The sequence below is a fragment of the Clavibacter sp. MX14-G9D genome (assembly GCF_032917815.1).
Taxonomy (GTDB): Bacteria; Actinomycetota; Actinomycetes; order Actinomycetales; family Microbacteriaceae; genus Clavibacter; species Clavibacter michiganensis_K.
The window spans coordinates 1-13,760 of the sequence record NZ_JAVCVL010000006.1; the positions used below are offsets into that span (position 1 = coordinate 1).

At 73.7% G+C, this 13,760-nt stretch carries 17 protein-coding genes; 4 read left to right on the forward strand and 13 right to left on the reverse strand.

Annotated features, from left to right (window positions below; translation table 11 throughout):
- A partial coding sequence (locus Q6969_RS01415) for a hypothetical protein (RefSeq protein ID WP_317228851.1) occupies window positions 1-904 on the forward strand: 904 nt, incomplete at its 5' end.
- Window positions 905-913: 9 nt separating this feature from the next.
- On the opposite strand, the gene Q6969_RS01420 is transcribed toward Q6969_RS01415, so the two are convergent.
- The 10 genes from Q6969_RS01420 to Q6969_RS01465 form a co-directional block, all read right to left on the reverse strand.
- A complete protein-coding gene (locus Q6969_RS01420) occupies window positions 914-1,657 on the reverse strand; it encodes a VOC family protein (protein WP_317228852.1) in 744 nt (247 codons plus the stop codon).
- On the reverse strand, window positions 1,654-2,298 hold the full coding sequence (locus tag Q6969_RS01425) for an alkylhydroperoxidase domain protein (RefSeq protein ID WP_317228853.1): 645 nt from the start codon (window positions 2,296-2,298) through the stop codon (window positions 1,654-1,656). Before Q6969_RS01425 ends, Q6969_RS01420 begins: the two co-directional genes overlap by 4 nt.
- A complete protein-coding gene (locus Q6969_RS01430; protein WP_317228854.1) occupies window positions 2,295-2,975 on the reverse strand; it encodes a CMD domain protein in 681 nt (226 codons plus the stop codon). Before Q6969_RS01430 ends, Q6969_RS01425 begins: the two co-directional genes overlap by 4 nt.
- On the reverse strand, window positions 2,972-4,114 hold the full coding sequence (locus Q6969_RS01435; RefSeq protein ID WP_317228855.1) for a putative FMN-dependent luciferase-like monooxygenase: 1,143 nt from the start codon (window positions 4,112-4,114) through the stop codon (window positions 2,972-2,974). The genes Q6969_RS01430 and Q6969_RS01435 overlap by 4 nt, the downstream gene beginning before the upstream one ends.
- Window positions 4,111-5,832 carry an ABC transporter ATP-binding protein gene (locus Q6969_RS01440; protein ID WP_317228856.1) on the reverse strand — a complete coding sequence of 574 codons (1,722 nt, stop codon included), beginning with the start codon at window positions 5,830-5,832 and terminating at the stop codon, window positions 4,111-4,113. Before Q6969_RS01440 ends, Q6969_RS01435 begins: the two co-directional genes overlap by 4 nt.
- Window positions 5,829-6,680, reverse strand: a complete 852-nt coding sequence (locus Q6969_RS01445; protein ID WP_317228857.1) for an ABC transporter permease — start codon at window positions 6,678-6,680, stop codon at window positions 5,829-5,831. The genes Q6969_RS01440 and Q6969_RS01445 overlap by 4 nt, the downstream gene beginning before the upstream one ends.
- Window positions 6,677-7,612, reverse strand: a complete 936-nt coding sequence (locus tag Q6969_RS01450) for an ABC transporter permease (protein WP_317228858.1) — start codon at window positions 7,610-7,612, stop codon at window positions 6,677-6,679. Before Q6969_RS01450 ends, Q6969_RS01445 begins: the two co-directional genes overlap by 4 nt.
- Before the next feature lie 55 nt (window positions 7,613-7,667).
- Window positions 7,668-9,326 carry a TIGR04028 family ABC transporter substrate-binding protein gene (locus Q6969_RS01455; RefSeq protein WP_317228859.1) on the reverse strand — a complete coding sequence of 553 codons (1,659 nt, stop codon included), beginning with the start codon at window positions 9,324-9,326 and terminating at the stop codon, window positions 7,668-7,670.
- 251 nt (window positions 9,327-9,577) lie between these two features.
- Window positions 9,578-9,853: a hypothetical protein gene (locus Q6969_RS01460; protein ID WP_317228860.1), complete on the reverse strand. Its 276-nt coding sequence runs from the start codon at window positions 9,851-9,853 to the stop codon at window positions 9,578-9,580.
- The gene (locus Q6969_RS01465) at window positions 9,850-10,092 is read right to left on the reverse strand and encodes a hypothetical protein (RefSeq protein ID WP_317228861.1); all 243 of its coding nucleotides are present in this window, start codon (window positions 10,090-10,092) and stop codon (window positions 9,850-9,852) included. The genes Q6969_RS01460 and Q6969_RS01465 overlap by 4 nt, the downstream gene beginning before the upstream one ends.
- A gap of 270 nt (window positions 10,093-10,362) precedes the next feature.
- Between Q6969_RS01465 and Q6969_RS01470 the strand changes: the two genes are divergently transcribed.
- Both Q6969_RS01470 and Q6969_RS01475 read left to right on the forward strand, forming a co-directional pair.
- Window positions 10,363-10,563: a hypothetical protein gene (locus Q6969_RS01470; RefSeq protein ID WP_317228862.1), complete on the forward strand. Its 201-nt coding sequence runs from the start codon at window positions 10,363-10,365 to the stop codon at window positions 10,561-10,563.
- Window positions 10,564-10,675: 112 nt separating this feature from the next.
- Entirely contained in the window at window positions 10,676-10,957 is a 282-nt protein-coding gene (locus Q6969_RS01475) for a hypothetical protein (RefSeq protein ID WP_317228863.1), read from the forward strand.
- 125 nt (window positions 10,958-11,082) lie between these two features.
- Here Q6969_RS01475 and Q6969_RS01480 read toward each other — a convergent pair whose 3' ends face one another.
- A complete protein-coding gene (locus Q6969_RS01480; protein ID WP_317228864.1) occupies window positions 11,083-11,355 on the reverse strand; it encodes a hypothetical protein in 273 nt (90 codons plus the stop codon).
- 394 nt (window positions 11,356-11,749) lie between these two features.
- Here Q6969_RS01480 and Q6969_RS01485 point away from each other — a divergent pair, with 394 nt between their 5' ends.
- Entirely contained in the window at window positions 11,750-12,109 is a 360-nt protein-coding gene (locus Q6969_RS01485) for a GNAT family N-acetyltransferase (protein ID WP_317228865.1), read from the forward strand.
- Between the two features lie 92 nt (window positions 12,110-12,201).
- Here Q6969_RS01485 and Q6969_RS01490 read toward each other — a convergent pair whose 3' ends face one another.
- Window positions 12,202-12,705, reverse strand: coding sequence for a very short patch repair endonuclease (locus tag Q6969_RS01490; protein ID WP_317228866.1), 504 nt, complete (start codon window positions 12,703-12,705; stop codon window positions 12,202-12,204).
- Window positions 12,706-13,120: 415 nt separating this feature from the next.
- The gene (locus Q6969_RS01495; RefSeq protein WP_317228867.1) at window positions 13,121-13,753 is read right to left on the reverse strand and encodes a hypothetical protein; all 633 of its coding nucleotides are present in this window, start codon (window positions 13,751-13,753) and stop codon (window positions 13,121-13,123) included.
- Window positions 13,754-13,760 lie beyond the last annotated feature (7 nt).

Sequence of the window (13,760 nt, forward strand, 5' to 3'; positions counted from 1 at the left end):
CCCGGCGTCCGGCGGGCCAGCCTCGCTCGCCGCGCCCGTCGCGCTCGGCGGACCGGTCGGGACCGGCGGACCCGGCGCGCCCGTCGCGGATCCCGTTACCGGCGACGCGGACCGACCGCACGTGGTCGCCCTCGCCGCCGACGAGGTCGCCGCGACCGCCTCCTTCTGGACGCCCGAAAGGATCGACGCAGCGGACCGCGCGACCGCGGAGACCACGACGGGGCCGGCCTCCTCCCTCGCCGCCGCCCCGGTCCGCCAGGCCGCTCGCGTCGCCCCGGTCCCCCACGTCGGCCGCATGTACATGGTCAACGCGGACGACACCTACCAGACGTGCTCGGCCAACGCCGTGGTGTCGGCGAACGGCGTCACGGTCGCGACGGCGGCGCACTGCATCGACGACTTCGGCGCCTTCCACGCGCACATCGCCTTCGTCCCCGCCTACGAGGACGGGCGTGCGCCGTTCGGCACGTGGCCGCTCGCCGCGTACGCGCTGCCCGCGGGATGGACCGGCGCCCACTCCCCGGCGTCGGACACCGCGTTCTTCACGGTCTCCAGCCCGACCGGGCGCACGCTGGCCGCGACGGTCGGGGAGTCCCCGGTGCGGTTCGGTGCGGGGCGCGACCTCGCGACGACGGTCTACGGGTACCCGGGGCTGCCCCCGTACGACGGCCGGCATCCCCTGCTCTGCCGCGGCACCGCGTCGTCGGATGACGCTCCGGCCGGACAGGGCGTCGCGTGCTCGATGAACGAGGGCGCGTCGGGCGGGCCGTGGTTCGCGGGCGACGACGCGGACGCCCCGCAGTACAGCGTCAGCACCAACCGCTCGCTCGGATCGACCCGGCTCTTCTCCCCCGCCTGGGGTCCGGTGATCCAGGCGGCGTACCGCGCCGTCGAGGCGCGCTGACCGCGGCCCTCAGATGTCGACCATCCCGCCGTCCGCACGGCGGACCCGCAGCACGTAGCCGGCTGCTGCGCCGGCACCGGCGCCGTCGCCGTCCGTCGCGCCCGTGTCGCTCGCACCGCGCGCTACGCCCACTGTGCCCGCGCCGAGGGCGGCCAGCGATCCCGGGGGCAGGCCCAGGGCGTCGCGTGCCGCCGAGGTCGCCGCGGCGTCCTCGGCCCGCTGCGTGAAGGAGACCAGCTCGACGGCGGGGCCGATCGTGGAGCCCGGGTTCGGCGTGGATCCCCAGTCGATGAGGAAGGGCACGTCCGGCCGGTCGCCCCGCGGATGCGTGAGGCGCCACCGGAGGAGCGTGCCGTCGGGCGTGCGGCGGGACAGGTCGGCCACGGGCCCCGGGTCCTCCCCGCGGGCCCGGGCGTCGGCGGCGACCCGCTCGATCCCGTCCGGGTGGATGGCGTAGGTGACCACCCGCGGCGCGGTCAGCCGGTCGATGCCGAAGCGGGTCGGCTCCACGCCGGCGTCCCGCGCCGGATCCGGGCCGATGAGCTCCAGGTAGCGCGGGCCGCGCGCGCCGTCGACGGTGAACGCGACGAGGGCGTTGGCGGTCCCCGTCGGGTGCACGCCGCCCGGCTCCGCCGCGACGCCGGTGAGGTCGTGGAACCAGGCGACGAGCGCCGCGAGGTCCGGACCCGCGATGACGACGTGGTCGAGGAGCGCCGGGACCGCGGCGGACGCGGCGGCGGACGCCTCGCTCATGCGCCCGCGCCCCGACGCGTCGCGGGCACCTCGGGCTCGCCGAGGGACAGCATCAGCCGGTTCGCCCAGTTGAAGAACGCGGCGCCGTTCACGACGTCGACCACCGCCGCGTCGTCGAGGCCGGCGGAGCGGAGGCGGGCGACGTCCGCGGGGCCGAAGCCGAGCGGCGTGGCGGCGAGCGCGACGGATGCGGCGACGACGGCGTCCCACCGCTCGTCGCCGAGCGCCGCGTCGGTGCCCTCGTCGAGGAGGCGCTGCACGTCGTCCCCGCGGCCCGAGAAGCGGGTCGCGGCGGCCGCGTGGACGGAGGCGCAGAACACGCAGCCGTTGGCGCGCGAGGTGGCGGCGGCCGCGAGCTCGCGCTCGGCCCGGCCGATGCCGCCGTCGGGGTTGTGGAAGATGTCGAGGTCGGTGAGCGTGCGGGCCTCGAGCGCAGCCGGATCCCGCGCGAGCAGCCGGAAGTACGGCATGCGGGCGCGCGCGGGCTCGATGAGGGCGGCGCGCTGCGCGTCGTCGAGGGCGTCCTCGGCGACGGGCTCCAGCCACGGCACCCAGCCGAGGCCCTGCTGGGTGAACGCGTCGGGACGGGCGAGGTCGACGGGGTCGGTGACGGGATCGACGGCGGGTTCGACGGCGGTCATCGGGTGGCTCCTTCCGGGGCGGGTGCGGATGCGGATCCGTCGGCGGACCCGTCGGCGGGCGTCGCGGCGAGCACCGTCAGCCCCCATGCGACGCGCAGCTGGAAGGAGAGGAACGCGACCAGCTGGGAGAGGCTCACGATCTCGTCCGGGGTCCAGCCGGCGGCGCCGAGCGCGCGGAGGGCCGCGGGGCTCGACTCGCGGGGGCGGATCACGAGCAGGTGCGCGTGGGCGAGCGCGGCGGCGAGGCGGACGCCGAGGGCATCGCGCGTGGCGGCGTCGGGCTGCCACGGATCCGCGGGCACGCTCTCGTCGGCGAGGCCCGGCTCCCGGTAGGCGCCGGTCGGGCCGGCGGTCGCGGAGTTGCGGGCGGCCCGGGCGACGACGGGCGCGAGGTCCGGGTCCGCGTCGCCGAGCAGGTCGGCGTAGAACGCGGCGGCCCGCGCGGATCCGTGCAGCCCGGCCACGAAGGCGGCCACGGCGTACCGCTCGGCGTAGCCGAACGCGCCGGGGTCCGCGGGCTCCAGCAGCGCCGCGAAGCTCCGCTGCGCGTTGGCGCGGGCGTCGGGGCGCAGGTCGCGCACGCGGCTCAGCGGGTGGTCGGGCGTGATGCCTGCCAGCAGGTCGATCACGTCGGCGCGAGGCGCGTCGGCGGCGTGGGCGGTGTCGGATCCGGTCATGAGGCTCCTCCTCGTGCGGGGGTCGGGGTGCGGTCGGTCGGGGTGCGGTCGGTCGGGGTGCGGTCGGTCTGGGTGCGGTCGGCCGGGATGCGCTCGGCGCCGCCGAGGTGCGCGTTCCGGAGGCCGTCGGCGGCGGCGGATCCGGTGGCGAGCCCGAGGCGCGGGGCGACCCCGGTGGCGAGCAGCTCGAGGCTCCGCAGGGTCAGCGCGTGGGTGGCGGGGATGGAGTGCACCTGGAACGAGACGTCGGTCGCCGCGTCGAGGGTGCGGTCGGCGGCGAGGCCGTCGGCGACCTCGTCGACCGTGCCGAGGTGCGTGTCGGTCACGCGGAGCACCGCGTCGAGGTCGAGGGCGTCGGCCGCGTCGCCCACGATCGTGCGGGCGAAGCGGCGCAGGGCGGGCTCCGCGAGGGCGCGGGCGGCGGCGAGGTCGCCCGGATCCACGACGAGCGCCGTCCGCGACGCGAGCACCCGCTCGGGCGCCCCCGCGGGCAGGGCCTCCCGGTACGCGTCGACGATGGGCAGCTGCAGCTCGTGCAGCGGCGCGTCGGGCGCGGTGCCGGGGCGCGGCTGCGTGCGGGAGAGCATGAGGCCGTCGCCGCGGGATCCGATGCGCGCCCCGCCCGCGACCGAGAACGTGCCCTGCCAGATGCGGGCCGAAAGCGTCGGCGCGGGCGGGTAGATGCGGGAGCCCGTGCCGCGCACGCCGCGGCCGTCGAGCGCGTCGAGCAGCACCTGGAGGTGGTCCTGGAAGAGCGCGTGCCGCTCCCCGGGGTCGCGTCCGAACGCGGGGAACGACGCGGGCGTGCCGCCGCTCGCGAGGCCGAGCTGCACGCGTCCGCCGCTCAAGAGGTCGAGCACCGCGGCGTCCTCGGCGGCCCGCAGCGGATCCTCGATCGGCAGCGTGAGCACGGCCGTGCCGAGGCCGATGCGCGAGGTGCGCGCAGCGGCCGCCGCGAGGAACACGAACGGGGACGGCAGCCCTCCGCCCTCCTCGCCGAAGTGGTGCTGCGCGAGCCAGACGGAGGCGAAGCCGTGGCGCTCGGCGTGCTGGATCTGCTCCAGCGCGGCCTCGTAGCGCTCCGCCGGCGTGCCCGCGTCGAGCACGCGGCCGAAGAAGCCGAGCCGGGCGCCGGTCATGCGCGGGCCCCCTCGTCCTCGTGGGTGGCACGGGCGGTGCCGGACAGGCCCGGGAGAGCCGTCCCCGCGGTGCCGGGCTCGGTCGCACCGCCGCCGGGGATCGCCCGGATCAGCTCCCGCGTGTACTCGTGCTGCGGGTCGTGGAACACGTCGTCCACCCGTCCTCCCTCGACCTGCCGGCCGCGCCGGAGCACGGAGACCGTGTCGGCGATCTGCCGCACGACCGCGAGGTCGTGCGAGATGAACACGTACGTGAGCCCGAGCTCGGACTGCAGGCGCGCGAGCAGTCGCAGCACCTGCGCCTGCACGGTCACGTCGAGCGCCGAGACGGCCTCGTCCAGCACCACCAGCTCGGGCCGGAGGATGAGCGCCCGGGCGATGGCGACGCGCTGGCGCTGGCCGCCGGACAGCTCCCGCGGGTGCCGGTCGGCGGTCTCGGGTGGCAGGTCGACGAGCCGCAGGTGCTCGGCGACGGCCTCCCGGCGCGATGCGGCGTCGCCGCCGTCGCGGAAGTTGAGCAGCGGCTCGCGGACGATCTGCGCGACGGTCTGCCGCGGATCCAGCGACCCGAATGGGTTCTGGTGCACGAGCTGCGCGGTGCGCCGGGACTCCCGCAGCGCGCGCCCGCGGAGCGCGGTGACGTCGACGCCACCGATCCGCACGGTGCCCGCGGTCGGCCGGTCGAAGCCCGCGATGGCGCGGCCGGTGGTGGTCTTGCCGGAGCCCGACTCCCCCACGATCGCGTGCGTCGTGCCCCGCGGCACCGCGAAGGAGACGTCGTCGACGGCGACGAGCGGGGAGGATCCGCGGCGGCGGAACTCCCGCCGGAGCCCCGCGACCTCGACGAGCGGCGGCGCCGACGCGTCGACGACGGCGGGCCGCCGCTCCACCACCTGGCGGAACGACGGCGCGTCCGCGAGGAGCGCCCGCGTGTACGGCGTGGCGGGCGCGGCGAGCACGCGGGCGGCGGGGCCCTGCTCCTGCACGCGGCCGCGCTGGAGCACGACCACGTCGTCGGCGCGCTCGGCGGCGACCGCGAGGTCGTGCGTGATCATCAGCACGCCCACCCCGGTCTCCGCGCGAAGGCGGTCGAGCAGGTCGAGCACGCGCCGCTGCACGGTCACGTCGAGGGCGCTGGTGGGCTCGTCGGCGATGATCAGCTCGGGCTCCAGCGCGATCGCCGCGGCGATGAGCACCCGCTGGCGCATCCCGCCGGAGAGCTCGTGCGGGTACTGCCGGGCGCGGGTCTCCGGGTCGTCGATGCCGACGCGCTCGAGCAGGTCGAGCACGCGGGCGCGGTTCCGCCGGCGGTCGCGGGAGCCGTGGATGCGCAAGCCCTCGGCGACGCTCTGCCCGATGGTGGCGACGGGGTCGAGCGAGCTGCCCGGATCCTGCGGCACGAGCCCGATGCGGCGCCCGCGGATGCCGCGCAGCCGCGACTCCCCGATGCCCACCAGCTCGGTGCCGCGGAGCGCGACGGAGCCGCCCGCGATCGTCCCGTTCTGCGCGAGCAGCCCGACGACGGCCTGCGCGATGGACGACTTGCCGGATCCGGACTCGCCGACGAGCGCGGTCACGCGGCCCGCGGCGACCTCGAAGGAGACGCCGTCGACGGCGGTGCGCGTGCCCGCCGCCGTGCGGTAGTCGACGCGGAGGCCGCGCACGGCGAGGAGCGGCGACGTGGGTGCCGACGCGGGCGGGGACGTGGGATCGCTCATGCGAGCTGCCCTCCTCGGATGGACTGGCTGATGCGGTTGGTGGCGAGCACGACGGCGACGACCACGGCGCCCGGCAGCACCGTGAGCCACCACGCGGTGGCCACGTAGTCGCGCCCCTCCGCGACGAGGAGGCCCCACTCGGGCGTGGGCGGCGGGGCGCCGTAGCCGAGGAAGCCGAGGGTGGAGATCTGCAGGATCGCGGAGCCGAACTGCAGCGCCGCCAGCGCGATGACGGGCGTGAGGGAGTTGGGCAGCACGTGCCGACGGAGCACCTGCACGAGCGTGCCGCCGGATCCGTACGCCGCCTCCACGTACTCGCTCACCCGCACCCGCACGACCTCCGCGCGGGAGAGCCGCGCGAACACGGCGATGGAGGTGACCCCGACCGCGATCGCGGCGTTCGTGGTGCCGAAGCCCAGGAGGATCACGATGCTCAGCGAGAGCAGCAGCCCGGGGATCGCGAGCAGCACGTCGACGAGCCGCATGAGGGCGTCGTCGACGATGCCGCCGACCGCCCCCGCGACGACGCCGAGCAGCGTCCCGACGACGAGGCCGACGAGCACCGCGACGACCGCGCCCACGACGGACTGCGACGCTCCGAACACGACGCGGGTGTAGAGGTCGCGGCCGGTGGAGTCGGTGCCGAACCAGTGCGCGGCGCTCGGCGCCTGCAGGGACGGCGCGACGGACGCGGTCGGGCTGCCGGAGGCGAAGAGGCCGGGGACGAGCGCCCACAGCAGCATCACGAGCACGACGAGCACGGGGACGACGAGCCCCCACGCGAGGCGGGCCCGGCTGGCGGGACGCGCGCGGGGCGCGTCGAGGGTGGCGAGCGTGGTGGCGCTCATCGCGCACCTCCTCTGCGCAGGCGCGCGTCGAGGACCGGATAGAGGAGGTCGACCACGAGGTTGATGACGACGTAGGCGACGGTGGAGAGCACCACGACGGCGAGCAGCACCGGGCTGTCGCGGCTGGCGACGGCCTGCACGGTGAGCTGGCCGACGCCGGCGCGGCCGAACACGGCCTCGGTGACGACGGCCCCGCCGACGAGCTCGCCGAACAGCAGCCCGGCCATGGTCAGCGTGGGGAGGAGCGCGTTCCGACCGACCCCGTGGAGGAGCAGCCACGGCGTGCCGGCGCCGCGGGAGCGCACGACCTGCACGAACGGCATCGCGGAGACGTCGTCGATGCTGCGGATGAGCACCTGCGCGAGCGGCGCCGCGATCGGCACCGCGATGGTGAGCACCGGGAGGATCAGCGCCTCGCCGGGGCTCGCGCCGATCAGCGGCACGAGCCCCAGGCGGAACGACAGCACCTGGATGAGGATGATCCCCACCCAGAACACCGGCAGCGAGACGAGCAGCGGCGGCAGGTCGCGGAAGATCCGGCGGATCCAGCGGGCGCCGCCGTAGGTCGCGAGGAACGCGATCGGCACGGCCAGCACCACGGCGACGACGAGCCCGAGCACCGCGAGCACGAGCGTCGACGGGATCGCGGTGGCGAGCAGCGTGGACACGGCCGCGCCGCTCTGCACCGAGTACCCGAGCTCTCCCTGGAGGAACGCTCCCGCGGACTCGCCGAGCCGCACGATCAGCGGCCGGTCGGCCCCGTACGACTCGCGGATCGCGGCGAGCTGGTCCGGCGACAGGCCGAGCTCCGGGCTGCCGTACCGGGCGAGCACGGCGTCGCCGGGGAGCGCCGCGAGCAGCACGTAGGCGACGACGTAGGCGAGCACCAGCACGACGACGGCCTGGCCGGCGCGGCGGAGGACGTATCTCATCGTGCTCCCCCTCGCCGTGCCGCCCGCCGCGCCATCGCGCGCGACGGCCGGCGCATCAGCGGTCCAGCCAGACGCCCGCGAAGGTCGGACGCCCGACGGACTCGGTGGCGAAGCCCTGCACGTCGCCGCGGAGGCCGTAGACCTGCGGCTCCTCGAAGAGCGGCAGCACGTAGGCCTGGTCGGCGATGTGCTGCTGCGCCGCGGCGGACGCGGCCTGGCGCCCCTCGGTCGTGGGCTCCGACGCGATGGCCGTGAGCAGCGCGTCGAGCTCCGGGTCGGCGATGCTCCCGTCGGACGGGTCGCGGTTGAGGAGCACGTTCCGGTTGGTCGAGAAGTACTGCGACTTGAGCACGTCGTAGTCGGCGCGGCCGACCATGGAGTGGTACACCTCGAGCGCGTCCGGATCCTGCGAGGCCTTGGTCTGAGCGGCCTGATCGCCCGAGAACAGGTCCACCTTCACGCCGAGCTCCGCGAGCTGCGACTGGATGAGCGTCACGACCTCCTTGGAGCGCGGCTGCGGCAGCGCCTCGTTGACCACGAGCTCCAGGTCCTGCCCGTCCTTCTGGCGGACGCCGTCGGATCCGAGCGTCCAACCGGCCTCGTCGAGGAGCGCGGCGGCCTTGTCGGCGTCGTGCGCGTAGTACGCGGAGGTGTCGACGTAGCCGAGCGCGCTCTCCGCGAGCACGCCGGTGGCGAGCGGGTAGCTGTCGCTGAAGAGGGTGTCGAGGATCGCCTGGCGGTCGACGCCCGCGATGATCGCCTGCCGCACCCGCACGTCCTCGAGCTGCGGCGTGCGGAAGCGGAGGTTGAGGCCGTTGTCGACGCCGTTGGTGGCTGCGGCGACGAGCTGCAGGTCGCCGGTGCGGAACTGCGCCTCGTCGGGCGCCTCGATCTGCCGGGCGATGTCGGCCTGCCCGGCGACGACCGTGCCGGTGCGCACGCTGTCCTCGGCGGCGACGATGAGGTCGACCCCGTCGACGAGCGCGCGGCCCTGGTGCTCGGCCTCGGGCGGCGCCCAGTCGTAGTCCTCGCGGGCCGTGAGGGAGATCTGCGTGCCGACGGCCTCGTCGCCGACCACGAACGGCCCGCTGCCGATGACGGTCGTCGCCTGCCCCGGCCCGAAGCCGTCGTCCGCCTTCGCGAGCGTGGAGTCGGAGACGAGCCCCGAGTTGATGGTCGAGGTGGCCTGCGCGAAGCCGGGCGCGGGCGCCGTGAAGTGGAACTTCACCGTGTCGGCGTCGACGACCTCGCCGCGGTCGTAGTTGTTGATCGCCTCGCTGACGGTGAGGGCGCGCGCGGTGTCGCCCTTGCCGTAGAGGTCGAAGTTGGCGACGACGTTCTCCGCGGTCAGCGGGGTGCCGTCGGAGTAGGTGACGTCGTCGCGGATGTCGAAGGTGTACTCGGTCGCGTCGGCGTTGACCTCGGGCAGGGCGGTGGCGATCCACGGCTGCAGCTCGAGCGTCTCCGGGTCCTGCCAGAGGAGCCGGTCGGTGATGTTGTTCACGACCGCGCCGTTCGGGTAGAAGCCGGCGGCCGGCGGGTACAGCGTCGTCCATGTCTGCGGCTCGAGGTAGGTGAGCGTGCCGCCGGACTTCGGCTCGCCGCTCCCGGCTCCACCCGCCCCTCCCCCGCCCCCGGCCGAGCAGCCGGCCATCAGACCGGTCGCCGCGACGAGGGCGGTGAGGGCGAGGGCGGTGCGCGGTGGACGAGGCATGGTTCTGCTCCTGCGTGTCAGGTGTGCGGGTGGGATGACACGACTCCAACACGCATGGAGGGGTTTCGCAGGTCCGCGGAACACGCGGCGTAACGGGGTGAAACGGGGCGTCATGCGGGGAAGGGATGCGGTGGGGACGCGGTTCGTGCGGCCAGCGGGTGGTCCGGCCGTCTGCCCGACGTTCACCGCGACGCTCCTCGCGGGACGACGCCCGTGTCATCCGGCCACGGGCGCCGTCCGTCAGCCGGCCCTCATTCCCTCCCCCGCGACGACCCGCGGAGGGCATCGGAGATGGATCCGCCGTGCAGCTGCCGATGCGCCTTCACGTCCGCCGCGGAGACTCCGTCCCGAAGGTGGCCGACGCCGCGAGGATCGCCGAGGATCGCGCGGCCCGTGAGGAACGCCCCGGCGAGGGCCGCCAGGAGGAGGAGAGCTCCCATGTTGCGTTGGCCGGTCGCCACCAGCGCCACTCCCACTGCACCGACGGCGAGGATGCCGACCACCCGGACGGTGTTCCCGATCTTCACGAGAAGCACTCCGTCTGGATCGAGGTGATCCCGAGGAGCTCGCCCGCCAAGGCCAGGGCGGCTCCGCCCACGACCTGCAGCTTCTCGTAGGAGAACGACGCGCCCCAGAGGATCTGGACCGCTCTCGAGACGCCGCCCAACTCGTCGATCAGCCTCTTGACCCGGAGGATCTTCGCCGCGGGGATCGCGGTGGAGGCGATGACCATCGCGATGGCCGCAGCGCAGCTTACGAAGCTCACCTGCATGGTCTCCCACCCGCGCTCGGCATCTTCCGCTGAACTTGCGTGCTCGCGGAACCAGGCAGCCGTGCCCGCGTCTCCTGTCCGGAGGACGTCATCCGGGATGGAGTCGAGGAGCTCCAATCCCGCCTGGAGGTCCTTCGCGCGCTCCGCTCGCCGTGGCTGACCTCCTCGACGCGTTCCCGCGCCCGGGGAATCGACTTCGCGACGCGCCCGCCCATCAGCACGGCCATCCGCATCAGCCCGCCGTCGCACGTCGGTCGCCTCTACTTGGACGTCGGAGCCATCTACTTCACCTGCTCCGCGAACGCGATCGCCTCCCCGAACGGCATGACCGTCGCCACCGCCGCGCACTGCACCGAGGGCGACGACGGGCCGGCGACGACGATGCTGTTCGTCCCCGGCTATGAGGACGGCAGGTCACCCTACGGCGAGTGGCCCGTCTCGAGCTTCATCACGGGGCCGGGATAATCGGAGCGCCAGGATCCGCACGGCGACATGGCCTTCCTCCGCGTGCAGAGCCCGACCGGCCGCACGCTGTCCGCGACCTTCGGCGCCCCCCGAGTTCGACCGTCCCCGCCTGTTGGAGACGACCATCGTCGGCTACCCGGCGCTCCCGCCCTACGACGCATCGAAGGCCTTCCTGTGCCGCGGCCAGGCCGAGCCCGATGTCTACGACTACGGGCAGGACGTCGCCTGCAGCATGAACGAAGGCGCATCCGGCGGACCGTGCTTCGACGGATCGGACGCCTCCGCACCCCAGTACAGGGTCTCCACGAACCGGTCGGCCGCCTCCTCCCGCCTCATCGCCCCCGTTTGGAGAGCCGCCATCCGGAGCATCTACGCGGCCATCGCCGCGAGGTGAGCAGTGGCGACGGACGCGTGCCGTCCCCGCTCGGCCTCCGGCCTGAGGCGGCGGAGTTCGTAAAGCAGTTCCTGACGGGCGTCCCATGCAGCGACGTCAGCCTCGGCCACCACGTGCAGCCAGAGTCACTCCCGTCGAGAGAGTCCTCTCACGGCCTCCGAGATGGAACCGCCGTGCCGCTCGCGATGGGCCTTGATGTCGGCCGCGGTGATGTCGTCGGGGAGCGGCCCTATGCTCGAAGGGTCGCCGAGGATCGCCGGTCCCGCCAGGAACGCCGCCGCGAGCGCGGCCACGATCGACAGGATCCCGAGGCCGGTCGCCCCGGAAGCCGAGAACGCGATCCCAGCGATCGCCGCCGCGACGATGCCGATGGCGCGGTCCAGGTTCGACGCAGTCATCACGAGCACTCCTCCTCGGTCGCCGGTCAGGTCGGAGGCCAGTCCCCCGGCTCGTCCCAGGATGCCGAAGAAGCAGGACGGCACTGAAGGGACGATGCGTTCCGCCGGGCTCCGGACTCCTGCCTGACGACGGCCCCGAGGCGCTGAGCTCGTCCTCGGGCGGGCGAGCAGGCGCGAGCCGTGCCGCCCACCGCCGCCTGCCGTGCGGCGGGAGCAACTCGTCCCGGGCGTCCTGATCCCCGGGCCGCGTGCCTAGGGTGTGCGCATGAGCAGTCCCGTCGTCGTCCGCCGCGCGACGGTCGACGACGCCTCGGGCATCGCGCGGGTGCATGTGCAGGCGTGGCGCGAGACGTAGGCGCACCTCGTCGCCGCCGACTACCTCGCCTCCGTCAGCGTGGAGGCGCGCGCGGCACGGTGGACGCGGATCCTCGAGAGCGCCCCCGGCCGGGTGCTCGTCGCCGCCGACGACAGCGTCGTGATGGGCTGGGCGAGCACCGAATCCGGCCGCGACGCCGACGCCCCGCGCCCGCGCGAGCTCGAGGGCATCTACGTGCTCGCGTCCGCCCACGGGACTGGCGTCGGACAGTCCCTCCACGATGCGGCCGTCGGCACCGACCCCGCCGACCTCTGGATGGCCGACGACAACCCCCGCGCGGAGTCCTTCTACCGCCGCAACGGCTTCACCCGCGATGGCGCGACGAAGCAGGTGCAGCGGGGGCCGGTGCTGGTGGATGTGGTGCGGATGGTGCGGTGAGAGGAGGCGCACGCACTTCAGGTTGGCTGATCAGCCAAAAGCGACAACGCGTCCTATCGATATTGAGTGCGTTGAGAAGCAGACAAGGCCCGTCAAAGGGGCACCGTCGGTGAGCTGTCGATCCGCCGACGCGCCCCGGCCCCTCGAAGCCTACGCACCAGCGCCGCTGTCTCCGAAGCCGCCTCCTCCGGCGCCTGGTGCTCCCAGAACCGCAACACCGCCCAGCCGAGATCCTCAAGGAGGCGAGTGACGTCGGCGTCCCGCTCCTTGTTCCGGGCCAACTTGGGCAACCAGTAGGCGGCATTGGCACGGGGATACGTGGCGTGGAGCGGGCAGCCGTGCCAAAAGCACCCGTCGATGAACACCGCGACTCTCTGCTTCGTGAAGACGATGTCCGCACGACTCCTCACGGCCGTGGTCGGACGGAAGTCCACCCTGTACCGAAGACCCTGAGCGTGGAGCAAGCGCCGGACCGCGAGCTCGGGCTTAGTGTCTCGCCGCTTGTTGCCGAGCATCGAGCGACGCGAGCCCGCAGACGAAGCCCACGAGCGGGCTGTCGCCGCAGCCTCGTCGCCCGTCTCCATCTCCATCTCCATCTCCTCATTATCGATCCCGGTTCCGGCCCCGTCGTCAGTAGGCGTCAGGCTGGGCCATGCCAGTTTCGGCGTACCGGTCAAGCAGCTGGATCAGCCTGCTCGCCTGGCGCTAAATCAGCATGGACTCCTGCGTCGAGATTTGTGTCTCGACCCCCCAGCTAGGCGGGGCGCATGAGTCCGGCCTTCGTGCCGTCCGTAAGGACGGCGAGCAAGATGGCCGACTGCACCTTCACACCCCTGCTGATGGCCTCGAAGCTGGTGTCGATCTGCCGCTCGCGTCAAGGGTCCCGTGCATCAGCAACGGGCTGAGCCGACGCAGGACCGAATCTGCGTACCGCAACGCGAAGTGAGTTCGGGCGTCGAGCCGAGAGGACTGCCGGACCGGGAGCACACCGCCGAGCGCGAGGGCGTCGCCTTACGTCAGCCGCGGCTCGAGGTACGCGAGCCGACGACGTAAGTGTTTCGGTGCGCGAGTCATCGCGAGCAGAAGCCGCGCCCCGCCCCGAGGATGTGGTTCTCCGCGATGTGGGTCGTCTACTTCTACACCGCCAGCTCGATCGCGTCCGTCGTGTATCAGCGTGGCAAAGCCGAACCTGTACCGGCTTTCGATGCGCGAGTACCGCCCGCAGTAATGCTCGTCGAGCAACGGCAGGATGTCGTGGTCGAAAATCCGGGCGAGCCCGGCTTCCGTCCGAGCCGAGGGCACCAGCGGGTACGCCGGACCGAGCTGGAAGTCGCGGTCGACGTCGTCGATGCGGTGGTTCACAAGGTGCAGCAACACCCCGAAGCCAACCTCGTGGTCGTTCGCCGTCGACCGGCGATCGAGGAGCCCGCGCACGGGTTCTTCCGCCGCGTGCAGCTCGACGAACGAGACATGACGCCCGATGGTCGAGTCCATCAGCGAGATAGAGCGATCGACGGTCTTCGTGGTGCCGATCACGAGGGGGTTCGACGCAAGATGACACTCCTCTTCCGGGGAGCGCTGTAGCGACACCTTCGTGTCGCGGTACTCGAGCAGCAGGTAGGGCCTTCGCAGTGTGGCGGTCACCGGCGGC